The organism is Aeromonas sp. S13(2024) (assembly GCF_041402405.1).
Classification (GTDB): Bacteria; Pseudomonadota; Gammaproteobacteria; order Enterobacterales; family Aeromonadaceae; genus Aeromonas; species Aeromonas veronii.
In genome coordinates this window covers 238899-255082 of sequence record NZ_JBGLRA010000004.1, presented here as the reverse complement: position 1 = coordinate 255082, position 16184 = coordinate 238899, and the positions used below count along the sequence as shown (strand labels likewise).

The window sequence follows — 16184 nt, the reverse complement described above, 5'->3', positions numbered from 1 at the left end:
CGGATCGGTTCAGGTTGATGTTAAAAGTCCGGCTCCCCAATGGGAGCTGGACTTTTTTATGGTCAAAACGCGCGATAAGGGATTACTTGCCGAGGATGGCGTATTGCATCTCTTGCAAGGGAAGCACATGGCGGGCAGCTCCCAGCTTGATCGCCTCCTTTGGCATGCCGAAGACCACGCAGGATGCCTCATCCTGGGCATAGGTGTTGGCACCCGCATCCAGCATCTCGCGCAATCCCCGGGCACCGTCATCCCCCATGCCGGTCATGATGATGCCGGTGGCATTCTTGCCGGCATATTTGGCGACGGAGCGAAACAGCACATCCACCGAGGGGCGATGGCGGTTGATAAGCGGCCCGTCGACTACCTCGACGTGATAGTAGGCACCGCTGCGTTTGAGCAGCATATGCTTGCCTCCGGGGGCAATCAGTGCCAGCCCCGGGATCACCCGGTCATTGTTTCTCGCCTCCCGCACTTCTATCTGGCAGACCCCGTTCAACCGCTCGGCAAACATGGCGGTAAATTTCTCCGGCATGTGCTGCACGATGACGATGCCGGGGCTGACCCGGGGCAAGGCAGTCAGCACGGCTTCCAGCGCCTGGGTGCCGCCGGTCGAGGTGCCGATGGCGATGAGGCGCTCGGTGGTTTGTGCCATGGCGTGCTGGTTGGGCGCCAGCATGGCATCCGCGTTGAGCTTGGTGCTGACTGGTACAGAGGAGGGCTTGCCCACGCGCTTGAGGTTGGCCTGGGCCGCGGCACGTACCGCCATGGCCAGGTCGTGGGCAGATTCTTGCAGAAAGCTTTTTATCCCCATGGTCGGTTTGGTTATGATGTCCACCGCGCCGGCAGCCATTGCCTGCAAGGTGGTCTCGGCCCCCTTTTCGGTGAGGGAGGAGCAGATCACCACCGGGGTTGGATGCTCTGCCATGATCTTGGTGAGAAAGGTGATGCCATCCATACGGGGCATCTCCACATCGAGCACGATGACGTCAGGCCACTCTTTCTTCAGTTTTTCCTGCGCAAACAGGGGATCCGATGCTGTGGCGATCACCCGGATATCAGGCTCCTGCTCCAGTACCGCTTGCAATACCTGTCTGACCACGGCGGAATCATCCACCAGCATGACCCGGATCTGCTTCATTCTCGCGACTCCCGTTGATGTGGCAGACGATGATGGCGGAGCCAGACACTGCCGTTGCTGAGCTCAAAGAGCAAGCTTCGGTGGCCGCTATGGCCAAGATGATGAGCCTTGATATCAAGGCCAAGGTGTCGGGTCAGCTGCCAGGCTGCCTGAATATTTTTGGCGGCGACATTGTTGTCGCTCTGTGCGTATTGAGGCTCGGTAAACATGTTGCCACCCCCGAACAACTTGGCCTCATATTCATGGATGGGGGCGGGATAGTGACTGGCCGCTTGCAGCAGCAAGGCGAGGGCCTCATCGGCATAGCGCCCATCCAGCTTGGTTGAGGGATTGCGCCGACTTGGCAGCATGTAGTGACACATTCCTCCCTGTTTCTGCTCCGGATGCCACAAGGTGATGGCAATACAGGAGCCCAGTACGGTTCTGACCACCACATCCTCCTTGCCAAAAAAGAGCTCTCCCGGTTGCAGGATCACCTCCCGAGTCATGACTTATCTCTTCTGATAGATGGAAGGCGAGACAAGCTGCAGGCCGTGGTGCAGGCCATGCAGGCTCTCGGCGTGGCTCACCAGCAGGTAGCCACCGGGTTTGAGTCTGGGTACCAGCCGCTGCAATACTTGCCCTTTGGTCTCCTTGTTGAAGTAGATCATCACGTTTCTGATGAAGATGACGTCAAACATGCCGATGTCCGGCAGATCCTGATTGAGGTTGATCTGCATGAACTGCACCTTGTCCCGCAACTTGCGATCGATGATGAAGATGCCCTCCTGCAGGCCCACACCCTTGAGGCAATATTTCATCAAAAAGGGCAGTGGAATATTTTGCGCCCGCTCGATGGGGTAGCGCCCGCTCATCGCCTGTTCCAGCACCCGGGACGAGATATCGGAGGCCAGGATCTCCCAGTTGAAGGTGCTGCGTTTTTCCGCGAGGGTCATGGCCAGACTGTAGGGCTCCTCGCCGGATGAGCTGGCAGCGCTCCAGACCCGTAGTGGTTGCTCGGGCGGGAGCGCTGAGACTATCTCCCGCGTCAGAAACTCGAAGTGTTTGGGCTCCCTGAAAAAGTAGGTTTCGTTGGTGGTAAGCAGATCAAGCGCCAGCTGCAGTTCGCTGCTGCGATCGTTCATGATGAGCTGGAAATAGTCGTCATAACTGTCCAGCTCATAGTGGCAGAGCCGTTTCGCCAGGCGGCTGGCTACCAGCGCCTTCTTGGCTGGAGACAGCTCTATCCCCGCCGTTTGATGAAGCCAGCGTTGGAAACGGGAGAACTCATCATCATGCAGCTGGGTTTGATACAAAAAACAGTCCCTCTACCTGTGTTGTCGGAGATGGGAGAGGCAACGCCTCTCCCGTGACTAGAACCGGACAAAATCGCCATCGCCGATGGGGCGTTGGACTGTGGCGGCTCGTTCCCGACTGTTGGCATTGCTCTCGTTCATAAAGCGACCTCGGGTATTGGGGTGAAGATGCGAGGTGGCTGCTTTACCTTCTTTGGCATGGGCCTCCAGGGTAAAGAACTCCATGGCCAGCTGTAGCTGTTCCGCCTGGCTGCTCATCTCTTCTGCCGTGGCAGCCAGCTCTTCGCTGCAAGAGGCGTTCTGCTGGGTAACCTGACTCAGCTGGTTCATGGCCTGATTGATCTGGCTGACACCTGTGGATTGCTCAACCGAAGCGGCACTGATCTCCTGCACCAGATCCGAGGTCTTGTTGATTGAAGGAACCATCTGATCCAGCAAACGACCTGCTTTTTCTGCCATCTCGACACTGCTGGAGGCCAGCTCACCAATCTCCTGTGCTGCCACCTGGCTGCGTTCGGCCAGTTTGCGCACCTCCGCCGCCACTACAGCAAAGCCTTTGCCGTGATCGCCAGCCCGCGCCGCTTCGATAGCTGCGTTGAGTGCCAACAGATTGGTCTGGTAGGCGATGTCATCGATGATGCCAATCCGTCTGGCGATCTGCTTCATGGCATCCACTGTTAGTTTGACCGCTTCTCCTCCCTCTACGGCCTCTTTGGCTGCCTTGCTGGCCATGCCATCGGTGACCTGGGCATTGTCGGTATTCTGGTTGATGCTGGCGCTCATCTGTTCGATGGAGGCGCTGGTCTCCTCCATGCTGGAGGCCTGTTCACTGCTGGATTGGCTGATCGACTGGGCGGTCGCGCTTACCTGCTCGGCGGCACTGGAGAGGTTGTCAGAGGCGCCGCGCACTTCGGTGACGATGTTGGTGAGCGAAGCGATGGTCTTGTTGAGCGCATCCTTGGTGGTGCCAAACACGCCGGGGTAGTCCGCCTCAATCTGTTGGGTCAGGTCACCTTTTGCCAGACATTGCACGACCCGGATGACGTCGTTGAGGGTGCTGTCGATCACTTCGGCAATCTGGTTGATCCCTTCTCCCATCGCCTGAAAGAAGCCGCTCTTGCCAGCAAGTTCCATCCTGCGGTGCAGCTCGCCATTGATCACGGCCTGCACAATGTCGGACATCTCTTTCTCTATCATTACCTCCTTGGTTCTGTCGGCCCATTCGACCACGGATCCCAACCGTTCTCCGGTATCGTTGAAGACCGGATTGGCGATCAGGGAGAAGGTGCGCCCCCCCAGCTGGATCTGGGTACGGTAGGTGCTGTTGAGTTTGGCCAGCATGGCGCGCTGATGGCCGGGATTTTTATGAAAGCTGTCGATGTTGGCGCCCATCAGCTGATTGGCGTTGAAGCTGTATAGCTCTTTCTTGATGTCGGTCTCAGCCTGATTGAGCATGCCGGTCACTGCCTCATTCATATAGATAATGTCGAGGTTGGTATCGGCAATCATCACGTTGGTGCTGGCGCAGTCGAGTGCTTTGCGAACCAGCTGGTTCTCATGGAGCAAAATCTGATTCTTTTTAATGTCGTTGCGGCTCTGTTCCAGCTTGTCGCTGAGCAAGGTGACCACCTCGTTGATGGCATGTCCTACTTCACGAAAGGGACTGTCCATACCGGAAAGATCGAGTGATGCTGGAACCTGCTCTGCCAGGACTGCGTGTTGCAGCTGGCCGATTGCGTCGAGTAACAGGGTCCGCTGCCTCACTTCGGTGGCATTGTCTCCGAAGAGTTTTCCTAAGAGTGATTGGGTCATGAGCGTTTCCTTATGCTGCATGTCGTGGAGTATGGAGGCCTGTTCAGGAGGGTTGCAGGTTGCCTTGTGGCAACCTTGCCTGTGGCTGGGCCAGTTCGTTGAGTTGAGCCATCTCATCGAGTGACAACACTTTCCCGGTATCGATGAGGATGACGAATTTGCCGTTGACCTTGCCCATGCCACTGATGAAATCGGCCCGGATGCGGGCACCAAAACTGGGTGGGGGCTCGATATCTGCTTGTGGGATACCCAGTACTTCCGATACGGAATCCACCACAACGCCAATATCCTGACCTACAGGTTCATCGCCCTGCGGGGCCATCCCCTCAATAATGACGATGCAACTGCGGCGAGTGATGACCGAAGGAGCATTGCCAAAACGGGCATTCAAGTCTACGACCGACACTACTGCTCCTCTGAGGTTGATTACGCCGCGAATAAAACCCGGCATCATCGGAACCGGAGTGATATTGCCGTATTCGATGATCTCTTTGACCCCCAGAATATTGATGGCGAACATCTCGTTGTTGATCAGAAATGTCAGGTACTGGGCATCGCCACTGCTCTCGTCAGCGGCCGCTGATGGCACCGTGATGTCGGTGGATGTATGCATGGTCGCCTCCGGTTAAAAGCGGACAAAATCCGCGTCATCAATGGAATGGGATGATGGTTGATTGGGCTGGCTGGCCCGTTGTGGGGGGGCGATGAAACTGCCTCTGGGAGGCATGCCCTTGTGGCCGGTTTCATTGGGCCTGGTGTTGAGCTGCGCACTTTTCTCCAGAGCAAAAAAGGCCATGGTTTGCTGCAGTTCGCTGGCTTGCGAGCTCATCTCTTCGGCCGTGGCCGCCAGCTCCTCGCTGCTGGCCGCATTCTGCTGTGTCACCTGATTAAGCTGGTTCATGGCCAGACTGATCTGGTTGGCTGCGCTGGCCTGTTCCCCGGAAGCAGCATTGATCTCTTGTACCAGATCAGAGGTTTTGCGAATGGAGGGAACGATCCTCTCCAGCAGGTTGCCAGCCCGCTCTGCCTTGCTTACGCTGTCGGAGGAGAGCTCGCCAATCTCCTGCGCTGCGATCTGGCTGCGCTCTGCCAGTTTTCTCACCTCGGCAGCAACCACCGCGAAGCCTTTGCCATGCTCTCCGGCGCGAGCCGCCTCGATGGCGGCGTTGAGGGCAAGCAGGTTGGTTTGGTAGGCAATGTCGTCGATGATGCTGACTTTCTTGGCGATTTGCTGCATGGCGGTCACCGTCTGTTGAACGGATTGGCCCCCTTCGGTTGCCTCCAGCACCGAGTTGCTGGCCATGCTGTCGGTGATCTTGGCGTTCTCGGTGTTCTGATTGATGCTGGCGCTCATCTGCTCGATAGAGGCGCTGGTCTCTTCAACGCTGGCCGCTTGCTCGCTGGTGGCCTGGCTCAATGCCTGCGCCGTATTGCTCACCTGATTGGAGGCATTGGTCAGGTTGTCGGCGGCGTTACGTACCTCTTCGATGATATTGGTCAGCGCAGTGATGGTCCGGTTTAGGCCGTCTTTGGTCTGGCCAAAAATTCCTGGGTAGGGCTCATCGATCCGTTGGGTCAGGTCCCCCTTGGAGAGCGCGGTGGCAATGCGCATCACATCTTCCAGGCTGGTATCTGTCACATGGGAGAGGCGATTCAGCAGCTCGGATACCCGTTTGATATATCCTTGACGATCCTCCAGCGCAATCTTGTGGCTGAAGTCGCCCTGTTCGACAGCGGCAGTGACCAGCGTTTCGATATCCGTGATCAAGGCTCCCAGTTTCTTGACCATGTTATCCATCGCCATCAAGAGCTGACCCGCTTCATCGTTGGACTCTATCTGGATCGATACATCCAGATTGCCATCGGCCAGACTATTGGCCACGCGCAGAGCCTGTTCGATGGGGGTGATGATGCTTTTGATCAGCAGGGTGCCAAACCAGGCTGCGAGTGCAATGCCGACCACGATAACCACCGCCATGGTTATCAGCATCACGTCATACCAGGATTGCGCTGCGGTATATTCCGACTTGGCCACATTGAGCTGCAGGTTGACCAGCTCGGTGATTTTGTTGCCTATCGGGTCGATGGAGCCATAGAGGGCACCGTCAAAAGTGTTCAGCATGCCAGTAATCATGCCGTGCTGGGTGGCGAGGTATTTCTCCAGCTTGCCAATATCGGTATCGGCCGCGTTGAACAGGGTTGTCGCCTCGGCTGACAAACGCTGTTCATCTGGTGTGAGAGTGGTGGACTGGTAGTGATGCCACTCGTTTTTGATTGTCTGCTGTGCCTGTTGTATCTGTTTCAAAGCCTCTTCTGCCGGGATCAGCCCCGCATTGGCCTTGTTGAGGTTGTCGATGATCGAGACGGCATAGCTGTCGGAGATGGTCTTCAGCTGCTTGAGGGGAACCACCCTGTCGTTGTAAACGCGCTGCAACCCGGTATTGCTGCTCTGCATGTTGTATAACCCGAGGCTGCCAACGGCCAGCAGCAGCAGGCAGAGCATGCAGAGCAGTACGATAAGACGCAATTTGATGGTGGAATTTTTTAACATGATGGTCCCCTCAGTTGATGCTGGATTGAGGCAGGTTGCGCGACACTGTCAACCTGTTGAGCTGACAGGATTCCTGAGTGATTGCGTGCTGGATCAGCGAAGGAATGTCGAGGATCAGGGCGACCTCTCCCCCCCCCAGAATGGTTGAGCCACTGATGCCCTGCAGGCGCTGGAACAATTTTCCCAACGGTTTGATGACGGTCTGGAATTCTCCCAGCAGTTCATCCACCACCAGTCCGGATTTTTTGCCTGCGTGGCTGACCACGACAATGTTCTCGCGCCGCCCCTTGCTGCCATTGGTATCGAAGTAGTGTTGCAGGCGGATAAAGGGCAGCACCTCGCCACGCAAATTGATGTAATTACGACCCTGGGTATCGGCCAGTGCACTCTGGGTCAATTCAACGCACTCGATCACCATATCGAGTGGAATGACGTAGTGGGTGTCGCAGACTCGCACCAGGAAGCCGTCGATGATGGCAAGGGTGAGCGGCAGGCGGATCTGCACACGGGTTCCTTTTCCCGGGATGCTGTCCAGATCGACCGTGCCGCGCAGGGCAGTGATGTTGCGTTTGACGACATCCATGCCCACCCCGCGACCGGAGAGGTTGGTTATCGCCTCGGCGGTAGAGAACCCCGGCTCGAAGATCAGGTTGTATATCTCCTGATCCGTCAGCGTGGTGGTTGGGCTGATCAGACCGCGCTCGATGGCTTTTTGCTGGATCCTGGCTTTGTTGAGACCTGCGCCGTCATCCCGAATTTCGATGACGATACTGTTGGAGTCGTGATAGGCATTGAGATTCAGGGTGCCACGGGGGGGTTTGCCTGCCAGCAGCCGTTGCTCTGCCGATTCGATGCCATGATCCATCGAGTTTCTGACCAGATGCATCAGCGGATCGCCGATCTTCTCTACCACCGACTTGTCCAGTTCAGTCTCGGCTCCGGAGATTACCAGAGTGATATCCTTGTTCAGTTCCTGACTGACATCGCGCACCACCCGCTGGAAGCGGTTGAAGGTATCGCCGATAGGCACCATTCGCAGGCGCAGTGCACTGTCGCGGATCTCTTCCACCAGCATGGCAATGACTGAGGTGGCTTCCTGCAGTTGGCTTTCGCGGGTACGTTGGGCCAGCAGATTGGCTCCTGAACTGGCGACTACCAGCTCCCCGACCAGATTGATTAGATCGTCCAGCTTGTCGGCATGTACCCTGACGTAACGGCCCTCTTTGCTCTTGCTCTCCTTGGTCTGATTCTGTTTTTTCAGGGCGGCATCGACGACGGCTTCGTTGACGGCACCCTGCGCAATCAGGATTTCTCCGAGTTTGGGCGCTTGTTCTGCCGGGGTCGCTTGTTGTGCCTGCAGACCGCTGGCTAACTCCTCTGCAGTCAGGGCGCCGGTGTTGACCAACAACTGCCCCAGCATGGCGCTATCTTCCGGCAGCGACTCGATCAGGTTGATGAACTCGGCGATCTTGCTGTGGGGTGGCAAGATGGTGATCTGGCAGTCATCTCTGACAAATTCAAAGACATCGCTGATGGCCGCCTTGTCTGCCTGCGAGTCGAAGTCTATCTCGTAGCCGAGGTAGCAATTCTCCGGATCGAACTGTTCCCAATCCGGTAGCGCCTGATGGATGGTCTCCACTGAACATATGGTTCCGAGGGTGCCGAGATAGCGCAGAAATGCGGCCGGATCCATGCCATTGCGCAGCACATCGGGGCCAAAACGCAGGGAGATATGCCACAGGGAGGCGGAGCTGGTAATTCCTCCCTCTTTTTCGATCTTGGGTTCCGGCGTATGCACAGTATCTGGCAGCGTGGCATGGGGGACGCACTGATGACGGGTGAGGGTGAGCCTCAGCCGTTCATCCTGGTTGGCATCGCCCTCGCTTAACGTGCTGCCCTGTTCTGCAACGACACTGATGAGCGTCTGGATATGGTCACAGCTCTCCAGCAGATCCTTAATCAGAGGAGAGGTGACGGTGAGCTGCTTATTGCGGATCTGGTCTAGCAGATCCTCGACGATATGGGTAAACCCGACGATGGGTTGCAGACCAAACAGGCCAGCCGACCCCTTGATGGTATGAGCAGCACGGAAGATGGCACCAATCAGCTCGCTATTGTCAGGGTCAGATTCCAGTGATAGAAGGGCTGACTCCATCTCTTCAAGCAACTCGCGTGCCTCGGCGATATAGGTTTGTAAAGCCTGATCAAGATCGATGCTCACGGTGACTCCTTGTCATGGTGGCTCAGGGCCGTTCGCCATGGGTGATGAGGGTGGGGTCGCCAAAAAAGGCCGAGAGCTGGCAGAGCTCCAGCAGTTCAAGCACAACATGGCTGTGCCAGACCAGCGCCAAGGAGGAGCCTTGCTGCAGAGCGGTTTTCTTCGCTGCCAGCAGCAGTTGCAGCCCTGCGCTGTCTATCTCGGATACCGCCGCCAAATTCAGCTCCAGTTCGTTCCCCTGATGCAATAAGGGCGAGAGGGCATCTTTCAGCTCGCTGACTGTATAAATGGTGATCTCGTCCGGCATGGTCACCACTACCTTGTTGTCGAGTAGCTCACTCTGTAGTTGCATGATGCGCTCCGGATCACGGCATGATGAGCTTGGCGACTGCGGCCAGCATCTGTTCGGGCTGGAAGGGTTTGACCACCCAGGCTTTGGCTCCCGCGGCTTGTCCCTCCTGCTTCTTGCTGTCCTGAGACTCGGTGGTCAGCATGATGACAGGGGTAAATTTGTAGTTGGCCAGCTTTTTGGCCTCTTTGACGAAGGTGATGCCATCCATGTTCGGCATGTTGACGTCACTGATGATCAGGTTGATCTTCTTGCCATCAAGTTTGTTGAGCGCATCTTTGCCGTCAGAGGCTTCCATGACCTCATAACCGGCGCCCTTGAGGGTCATGCCCACGACTTGGCGAATAGTTGCCGAGTCATCCACGATCAGGATCGTTTTGCCCATATCTCTCTCCTAGAAAAATGTGATGTCGGCGCTGCTTGGTTGCGCGTTGACAGAACGGGTGGTGCGACCATGGTGAATATTGCGCTGTTCGTCGGTGGCGTATGAGAGTTCCATCTCTGCCAGCCAGCGATTGGCATCGATCTGGATTGGCCCTGTCGCATTGCTGCTCTGCTCCGAAGCAACCAGATGGCTGGAGAGGCTCTCCATGTTTTGTCTGACGTGGCTGAGGATCTGGCTGACCCTGTCTTGAAATTGCAGCGAGACAATGACACTGGAGATTTCGCGATGGATATCGGTGCTCTCGTTTTGCAGCAAGGAGGCGGATTCTGCCAGGCTGTCAGTGGCATGGCGAAAACGGGCCAGTACCTGTTCGATTGTCTGCTCCGAGTTGAGCGCCGAGGCGTGATCCCGTGCGGCAGCATTTTCGGCAATCTGGAATGCGCGGCCGATAGCAGTATTGATGGTGTCTACCTTGTCGGTCATCTTCTGGGCGGTTTCGCTGGAGAGGCGGGAGAGGTTGCGCACTTCATCAGCGACCACAGCAAAGCCACGGCCTGCTTCCCCTGCACGAGCCGCTTCAATGGCTGCGTTGAGGGCCAGCAGGTTGGTCTGGGAGGCGATTTTGGCCACATCCATGGCCATGGTGTTGAGCTCTATGGTGTAGGTGGTCAGGCTTTTTATCTCACCCAGCATGGCGTCCCGATTGGCCTGGGCGGAGTGCAGGATGGCCACTACCTCATTGAGCTGCTGCTGGCTCTCGCTCAAGACTCCTGCCATGCCACCGGAATTGGCATCACCCAGTTCTCCGGCTGCCAGATGAGAAGCATTGACTGCTTCCTCCAGCTTGTTGGCCAAGCCGTTGAAGCGTTGGGTCAGGTCAATCATCGCGGCTTCGGTTTGTTGACGAGAGCTTTCAATTTGCTGGGACCAGATGGGGAGTGCCTTCTCGCACACCTGTTCGAGCCCGATGATGGAGTGGGCGAGAGGATCGGTTGCGACGGTTTGTTCCTCTCCGGCACGATGTCGGTGTGTGTGCTGGTGGAAGTGACTCGATGTCCAGAGCGCGGCTGCAATGGCAACCAGCACATTGAGCAGCAGATAGAGAGGTGACAGCGCATCGGCAAGCTGCAGCAACAGGCAGCTCAGCAGAGCAAGCCCGATGCAGCAAATCCAGCAAACCGGTTCCCAAAGCGGTGTGTTCACGCCACTTTTGTGTTGTGCCATACGTAGCTTATCCCTGTGCAATTATTTGGTAAGAGGTAAAGGCGCAGGACCGAAACAGTCATGGAGCCCCTTGACGCTCTTTTCTTTATTTATAGTTGGCACAATAAGGTTAGCGGAAAAAAATTAATTGGCTGCAAATCGGAGTTGTTTGTATCAGCGATTGCCGTATCAAGCGGCTTGCGAGGTGGGGGGGCAGAGCTAGGTGGGGATGAAAAGGAGAGAAGGAGCCTGAGGATTCAGGCTCCTGATGAGGATCACGCCTCGTTGGCGTGAGCCTTCTGGCAACCTTCCACGGCGTGGGCAATCAGTTCCAGCGCGCTCTTGTCACACGGGGGCAGTTCGGCATCGCACGCCTTGATAGGGGTGACGCGATCGCCCCACTTGATGATGGCGGCCCCCCAGGTCAGGCCGGCACCGAAAGCGGCGGTCAGCAGATAGGAGTTCGGCTTGACGCGGCCCTGCTCCAGCGCTTCGCAAAGGGCGATGGGCACAGTGGCGGCGGAGGTGTTGCCATAGTTTTCGATGTTGACCATCACCTTCTCCATCGGCGCATTCATCCGTTTGGCGAGGGTCTCGATGATGCGGATATTGGCCTGATGGGGAACGATCAGGTCGACCTGCTCCGGCGCAATACCGGCCTGTGCTAGCACAGTGCTGGTGGCTTCACCCATGCCGCGCACGGCGCGTTTGAAGATCTCCGGGCCTTCGAAGTTGAAGGTGAACAGCCCATCGATATCGGCAAAACGCACCCGATCGGTACCGAAGTTCGGTACGTGCAGGATCTCCCGGGCTTCGCTGTCACAGCCCAGCTTGTTGGCGATCAGGCCACACTCCTGTTCGCTTGCCTCGATCACCACGGCACCGGCACCATCGCCAAACAGCACGGCAGTATCGCGGCGCGCCCAGTCCAGCAGGTAGGTGAGGCGCTCGGCGCCGATCACCAGCACCTTCTTCATCATGCCGGTCTGCACCAGCGAGGTTGCGACGGAGAGGGAATAGACGAAACCGGTGCAGGCAGCATTGAGATCAAACACGGCGGCATTGACGGCACCGAGCTTCTTCTGCACCGCAGAGGCGGCACTTGGCAGCAGGTTGTCCGGGGTGGCGGTGGCCAGGATGATGCCATCGAGGTCGCTCGCTTCCAGACCTGCGCAGGCCAGTGCACGGCGACCGGCCAGGGTGGCGAGATCCGAGGTGCTGACATGGGAGATCCGGCGGGCCTTGATGCCGGTGCGCGGATAGATCCACTCGTCTGACGTATCCATGATGGTGCTGAGGTCATCGTTGGTCAGCACGGAGGGAGGCAGGCATTTGCCCCAGCCGGTGATATTGGCGTATTTCATCTTGTTACCGCTTCTCAAAGTGGATCGCCCGCGGGCGGAAAATCGTGCAATTATGCCGTACGAGACAACCACTGTCATCTTGTGGTCATGGTTATGTGCGGGGGGATCCGCTGTGCCATCTGGTCGCAAAGGGCTGCAACGTGCTGAACATGGCAGGAAATTTTGCTTAAAACGCGGGACTCCTCTGCCCTAAGATAGGCATTTCGCCACCGATGAGGGGATCTCCTTGCTCAGAGCCAATCTCAACTTGTTGCCGACCCTCAAGGTGCTGCTGGAAACCCGCAATATCAGCCGCGCCGCCGAGCTGCTGCACCTGAGCCAGCCCTCCATCAGCAAGCAGCTTGCCCAGTTGCGCAGCGAGTTTGACGACGAGTTGCTGGTGCGGGAGGGGCAACGCTGGCTGCTGACGCCACGGGCCGAAGCGCTGGCCGCCCAGCTTGCGGATTCTCTCGGTGCGCTGGAGCGGCTCTACGAGGCGCCCGGGTTTGACCCGAGCCGCTGCGAGCGGGTATTTCGGCTCGCCTCTTCTGATTATGTTGCCCAGCATATTCTGCCAGATATCTGCGCCGCGCTCGCCAAAGAGGCGCCGTTGGCGGCGCTGGAGTACAGCCTGTGGGACAAGCGCCAGTTGCCGTTGTTGTGGCAGTCCGAGCTAGATCTGGTCTCCACCATCACCGAGCAGGTACCGGATCAGATCCGTGGTCTGCATCAGGGGGAAGATCGGCTGGCTGTGTTGATGGGACGTCATCACCCGCTAGCGGGCAAGGCGCTGAGTCTCGATGACTATCTCGCCTGGCCTCACCTGCAGGTTAGCGGGGGAGGCGACAAAGACAGTCCGGTTGAGCAGGTGTTGGCGCCGCAGGGACTGCGTCGGCGCTGGTTTGCCCGAGTCCCATTCTTCCAGGCCGCAGTGGAGGTGTTGCTGCGTACGGATTGTCTGATGACAACCCCGGCCCATATCGCCTGGCAGCTCTCCTGCGGCCATGAGCTCACCTTTGTCGATCTGCCATTTGCTACCCGCGACCAGCAGTATCATCTGCTGTGGCATCAGCGCCACCATCAGGATCCGGCCCACCGCTGGTTTCGCGAGCTGGCCTACCCATTCCTGCGGGATCACCTGCAACGTACCGTCGGCGAGAGTCGCAAGCAGCTCGATCTCGGTGGTTAGCCCCAGTCAGTTGTGTGGCGCTATAGCCATGGGTTATGGGTTCTATTCATAACTTTCACTACTGGCATAATGGCTCAGCCCGTACCCTGAGTGCAGGTCATTATATCGAGCGCAAAAGAGGAAAAGCATGGAACTGACGAGTTGGCTGGCACTGGCCTCAATCTGCGTGATGGGGGCCATCAGCCCGGGGCCGAGTCTGGCGCTGATCATTCGCAACACGGTGCAGGGCGGGCAGGGGCACGGCGTCGCCACCGCGCTCGGCCACGGTCTCGGGGTTGGTATTTATGCGCTGGTCACGGCGCTCGGCCTCTCCATCCTGATCACCCAGACCCCTATCCTGTTTGATCTGATCCGCTACGGCGGCGCCGCATTTCTTGCCTGGCTCGGGGTGAAAGCCCTGCTGGCAAAACCAACCAGTGACGAAGGGAATGAAGAGGTGCATCAACTGCGCGGTCGGCAGGGGGCCTTTGAAGGTTTTATGGTGGCCTTCCTTAACCCCCAGCTGGCGGTGTTCTTCATCGCTCTGTTCAGCCAGTTTGTGCGGGCCGATACCGGCTGGAGCGAAGGGGGCATCATGATGCTCACCGCTGGCGGGATCGATGCCGTCTGGTACGTGCTGGTGGCGCTGGTGCTCTCTCGTGGTCCCGTACTGGCGTGGCTCAAAGCCAAATCCTTTGTGATCGATAAGGTGAGTGGCTTGGTGCTGCTGGGACTGGCACTCAAGGTGGTTATCTAATCCTGCATTTTGTGGATACCTTAAGCGGGATCAAGGCATGCGGGTGGTGAATGGGCTAGAGTAGCGCCCATTTGCTGTCCGCCCTGATCCCGAGACCATGCACCAGAACAAGCACCCGTTAAGTAACAACAACCGGTTGGAGCTGCTGGCTCCGGCCAAGAACCTCGCCTACGGCATCGAAGCCATCAACCATGGTGCCGATGCCGTCTACATGGGGGGGCCGGCCTTTGGCGCCCGCAGTGCGGCGGGCAACTCCATCGAGGATATCGAGGCGCTGGCGCGCCACGCCCACCGTTTCGGCGCCCAGGTCTTTGTCGCCTTCAACACCCTGCTGCACGATCATGAGCTGGAGCAGGCCCGGCGGCTGACCCACCAAATCTATGAAGCAGGAGCAGATGCGCTCATCGTGCAGGATATGGGGCTGCTGGCGCTGGATTTGCCACCCATCGCGCTTCATGCCAGTACCCAGACCGACAACCGCACGCCGGAGAAGGTGAAGTTTCTGCAGGATGTGGGTTTCTCTCAGGTGGTGCTGGCGCGCGAACTGTCTCTTGCGCAGATCCGCGAGATCAGCGCGGCGACCAATGTGCAGCTGGAGTTCTTTATCCACGGCGCGCTCTGTGTCTCCTACAGCGGCCAGTGCAATATCAGCCATGCCCGTACCGGCCGCAGCGCCAACCGTGGCGAGTGTGCCCAGCTCTGCCGTCTGCCCTGCTCGCTGCAAAAGCCGGACGGTGAAGTGCTGGTGGCCGACAGCCACCTGCTGTCGCTCAAGGATATGGATCAGACAGACAACCTGGAGGCCTTGATCGAGGCGGGGATCCGCTCCTTCAAGATTGAAGGGCGACTCAAGGGGCTCGACTACGTCAAAAACGTTACCGCCTGGTATCGCCAGAAGCTGGACGCCATTCTCGATAGTCGCTCCGATCTGGTGGCTGCCTCTGCTGGCCGTTGCAGCTACAGCTTCACGCCTGACCCCAAAAAGAGCTTCAACCGCGGCAGCACCGATTACTTCCTCCATGGTCGCCAGCAGGGGATCGACTCCACCAAAAGCCCGAAATATGTGGGCGAACCGCTGGGGCGTGTCACCAAGGTGACCCGTGACGGCATCGAGATTGATGGCAAACAGGTCACCCTCAACAACGGCGACGGTTTGGGCTTCTTCAAGCCGAATAACGAGCTGGTGGGGATGCGTCTCAACAAAGTCGAAGGTAAGCAGTTACTCCTGTCAGAACGCATGCCGGGGCTGAAGGTGGGGACAGAAATCTACCGCAACCACGATCAGGCGTTCAGCAAGATGCTGGAGAAGGCGAGCGCGGATCGCCGTATCCGGGTCGATATGGTGCTGGCAGAGTGCGATGAGGGCGTGAGCCTCACGCTCACCGACGAGCAGGGCATCAGTGCCGTGGTGACGCTTCCCTGTGACAAACAACCTGCCGACAATCCGGAGCGGGCGCTGCAACAGGCGCGGGATCAACTTGGCAAGCTCGGCAATACCCTGTTTGTGGCGCGCAAGATTGAGTTGGCATTCACTCACCCGCTATTTATCGCCGCATCACAGCTCAATGGCTTGCGCCGGGATGGCATCGCTGCGCTGGAGGCCGCACGCGTGGCCAGCTACCAGCGCCCCGAGCGACGTATCGCCCTGCGGGATATCAACTATCCCCAGCACCGTCTCTCCTACCTTGGCAATGTGCTGAACAGCGCGGCCGAGCAGTTCTTCCGCGAACACGGGGTGGAGCGGATTGCTCCCGCCTATGAGGCGAACAAGGAGGAGCGGGAAGTGGTGCTGATGATCACCAAGCACTGCATCCGCTACAGCCAGAACCTCTGTCCGAACGAGGTGCCAGGTCTCAAGGCCGAGCCGCTGGAACTCAAGATGGGTAAAGACTCCTTCCGCCTGCGTTTTGACTGTAACCGCTGCGAAATGCATGTGATGGGCAGCCTGAAACGCTGATCAAT

The 16184-nt window shown here is 57.8% G+C and carries 14 protein-coding genes; 3 read left to right on the top strand and 11 right to left on the bottom strand.

Features of this window, described 5'->3' with window-relative positions; genetic code table 11:
• Positions 1 to 82 precede the first annotated feature (82 nt).
• The 11 genes from ACB042_RS08750 to ACB042_RS08700 all read right to left on the bottom strand — a co-directional run bounded on the left by ACB042_RS08750 (position 83) and on the right by ACB042_RS08700 (position 12318).
• A complete protein-coding gene (locus tag ACB042_RS08750; protein ID WP_005338795.1) occupies positions 83 to 1141 on the bottom strand; it encodes a chemotaxis response regulator protein-glutamate methylesterase in 1059 nt (352 codons plus the stop codon).
• Positions 1138 to 1629 carry a chemoreceptor glutamine deamidase CheD gene (gene cheD / locus ACB042_RS08745; protein ID WP_005349556.1) on the bottom strand — a complete coding sequence of 164 codons (492 nt, stop codon included), beginning with the start codon at positions 1627 to 1629 and terminating at the stop codon, positions 1138 to 1140. Before cheD ends, ACB042_RS08750 begins: the two co-directional genes overlap by 4 nt.
• A gap of 3 nt (positions 1630 to 1632) precedes the next feature.
• Positions 1633 to 2436, bottom strand: coding sequence for a protein-glutamate O-methyltransferase CheR (locus ACB042_RS08740; protein ID WP_040068586.1), 804 nt, complete (start codon positions 2434 to 2436; stop codon positions 1633 to 1635).
• Between the two features lie 57 nt (positions 2437 to 2493).
• Positions 2494 to 4248 (bottom strand): methyl-accepting chemotaxis protein, encoded by a 1755-nt coding sequence (locus ACB042_RS08735; protein WP_371178247.1) that lies wholly within the window; start codon positions 4246 to 4248, stop codon positions 2494 to 2496.
• 43 nt (positions 4249 to 4291) lie between these two features.
• The gene (locus ACB042_RS08730; protein ID WP_043822812.1) at positions 4292 to 4861 is read right to left on the bottom strand and encodes a chemotaxis protein CheW; all 570 of its coding nucleotides are present in this window, start codon (positions 4859 to 4861) and stop codon (positions 4292 to 4294) included.
• 12 nt (positions 4862 to 4873) lie between these two features.
• A complete protein-coding gene (locus ACB042_RS08725) occupies positions 4874 to 6799 on the bottom strand; it encodes a methyl-accepting chemotaxis protein (protein ID WP_371178246.1) in 1926 nt (641 codons plus the stop codon).
• Positions 6800 to 6809: 10 nt separating this feature from the next.
• Positions 6810 to 9020, bottom strand: coding sequence for a chemotaxis protein CheA (locus ACB042_RS08720; protein WP_144713845.1), 2211 nt, complete (start codon positions 9018 to 9020; stop codon positions 6810 to 6812).
• Between the two features lie 22 nt (positions 9021 to 9042).
• On the bottom strand, positions 9043 to 9369 hold the full coding sequence (locus ACB042_RS08715) for an STAS domain-containing protein (RefSeq protein ID WP_005358513.1): 327 nt from the start codon (positions 9367 to 9369) through the stop codon (positions 9043 to 9045).
• Between the two features lie 13 nt (positions 9370 to 9382).
• The gene (locus ACB042_RS08710; RefSeq protein ID WP_005338778.1) at positions 9383 to 9751 is read right to left on the bottom strand and encodes a response regulator; all 369 of its coding nucleotides are present in this window, start codon (positions 9749 to 9751) and stop codon (positions 9383 to 9385) included.
• 9 nt (positions 9752 to 9760) lie between these two features.
• A complete protein-coding gene (locus ACB042_RS08705; protein WP_371178245.1) occupies positions 9761 to 10975 on the bottom strand; it encodes a methyl-accepting chemotaxis protein in 1215 nt (404 codons plus the stop codon).
• Between the two features lie 254 nt (positions 10976 to 11229).
• Positions 11230 to 12318, bottom strand: a complete 1089-nt coding sequence (locus tag ACB042_RS08700) for a ketoacyl-ACP synthase III (protein WP_021230362.1) — start codon at positions 12316 to 12318, stop codon at positions 11230 to 11232.
• Positions 12319 to 12544: 226 nt separating this feature from the next.
• Between ACB042_RS08700 and ACB042_RS08695 the strand changes: the two genes are divergently transcribed.
• The 3 genes from ACB042_RS08695 to ACB042_RS08685 all read left to right on the top strand — a co-directional run bounded on the left by ACB042_RS08695 (position 12545) and on the right by ACB042_RS08685 (position 16179).
• Positions 12545 to 13486 carry a LysR family transcriptional regulator gene (locus ACB042_RS08695; protein WP_106842321.1) on the top strand — a complete coding sequence of 314 codons (942 nt, stop codon included), beginning with the start codon at positions 12545 to 12547 and terminating at the stop codon, positions 13484 to 13486.
• A gap of 127 nt (positions 13487 to 13613) precedes the next feature.
• Positions 13614 to 14222, top strand: a complete 609-nt coding sequence (locus tag ACB042_RS08690; protein WP_106842322.1) for a LysE family translocator — start codon at positions 13614 to 13616, stop codon at positions 14220 to 14222.
• 97 nt (positions 14223 to 14319) lie between these two features.
• Positions 14320 to 16179: a U32 family peptidase gene (locus tag ACB042_RS08685; protein ID WP_371178244.1), complete on the top strand. Its 1860-nt coding sequence runs from the start codon at positions 14320 to 14322 to the stop codon at positions 16177 to 16179.
• The last annotated feature ends 5 nt before the right edge of the window (positions 16180 to 16184 follow it).

Excerpts from the sequence above, each read along its gene's own strand:
- ACB042_RS08710 (WP_005338778.1), bottom strand. The coding sequence starts at position 9,751 with ATGGGCAAAACGATCCTGATCGTGGATGACTCGGCAACTATTCGCCAA.
- ACB042_RS08685 (WP_371178244.1), top strand. The coding sequence starts at position 14,320 with ATGCACCAGAACAAGCACCCGTTAAGTAACAACAACCGGTTGGAGCTG.
- ACB042_RS08690 (WP_106842322.1), top strand. The coding sequence starts at position 13,614 with ATGGAACTGACGAGTTGGCTGGCACTGGCCTCAATCTGCGTGATGGGG.
- ACB042_RS08700 (WP_021230362.1), bottom strand. The coding sequence starts at position 12,318 with ATGAAATACGCCAATATCACCGGCTGGGGCAAATGCCTGCCTCCCTCC.
- ACB042_RS08735 (WP_371178247.1), bottom strand. The coding sequence starts at position 4,248 with ATGACCCAATCACTCTTAGGAAAACTCTTCGGAGACAATGCCACCGAA.
- ACB042_RS08705 (WP_371178245.1), bottom strand. The coding sequence starts at position 10,975 with ATGGCACAACACAAAAGTGGCGTGAACACACCGCTTTGGGAACCGGTT.
- ACB042_RS08725 (WP_371178246.1), bottom strand. The coding sequence starts at position 6,799 with ATGTTAAAAAATTCCACCATCAAATTGCGTCTTATCGTACTGCTCTGC.
- ACB042_RS08715 (WP_005358513.1), bottom strand. The coding sequence starts at position 9,369 with ATGCAACTACAGAGTGAGCTACTCGACAACAAGGTAGTGGTGACCATG.
- ACB042_RS08730 (WP_043822812.1), bottom strand. The coding sequence starts at position 4,861 with ATGCATACATCCACCGACATCACGGTGCCATCAGCGGCCGCTGACGAG.
- ACB042_RS08750 (WP_005338795.1), bottom strand. The coding sequence starts at position 1,141 with ATGAAGCAGATCCGGGTCATGCTGGTGGATGATTCCGCCGTGGTCAGA.
- cheD (WP_005349556.1), bottom strand. The coding sequence starts at position 1,629 with ATGACTCGGGAGGTGATCCTGCAACCGGGAGAGCTCTTTTTTGGCAAG.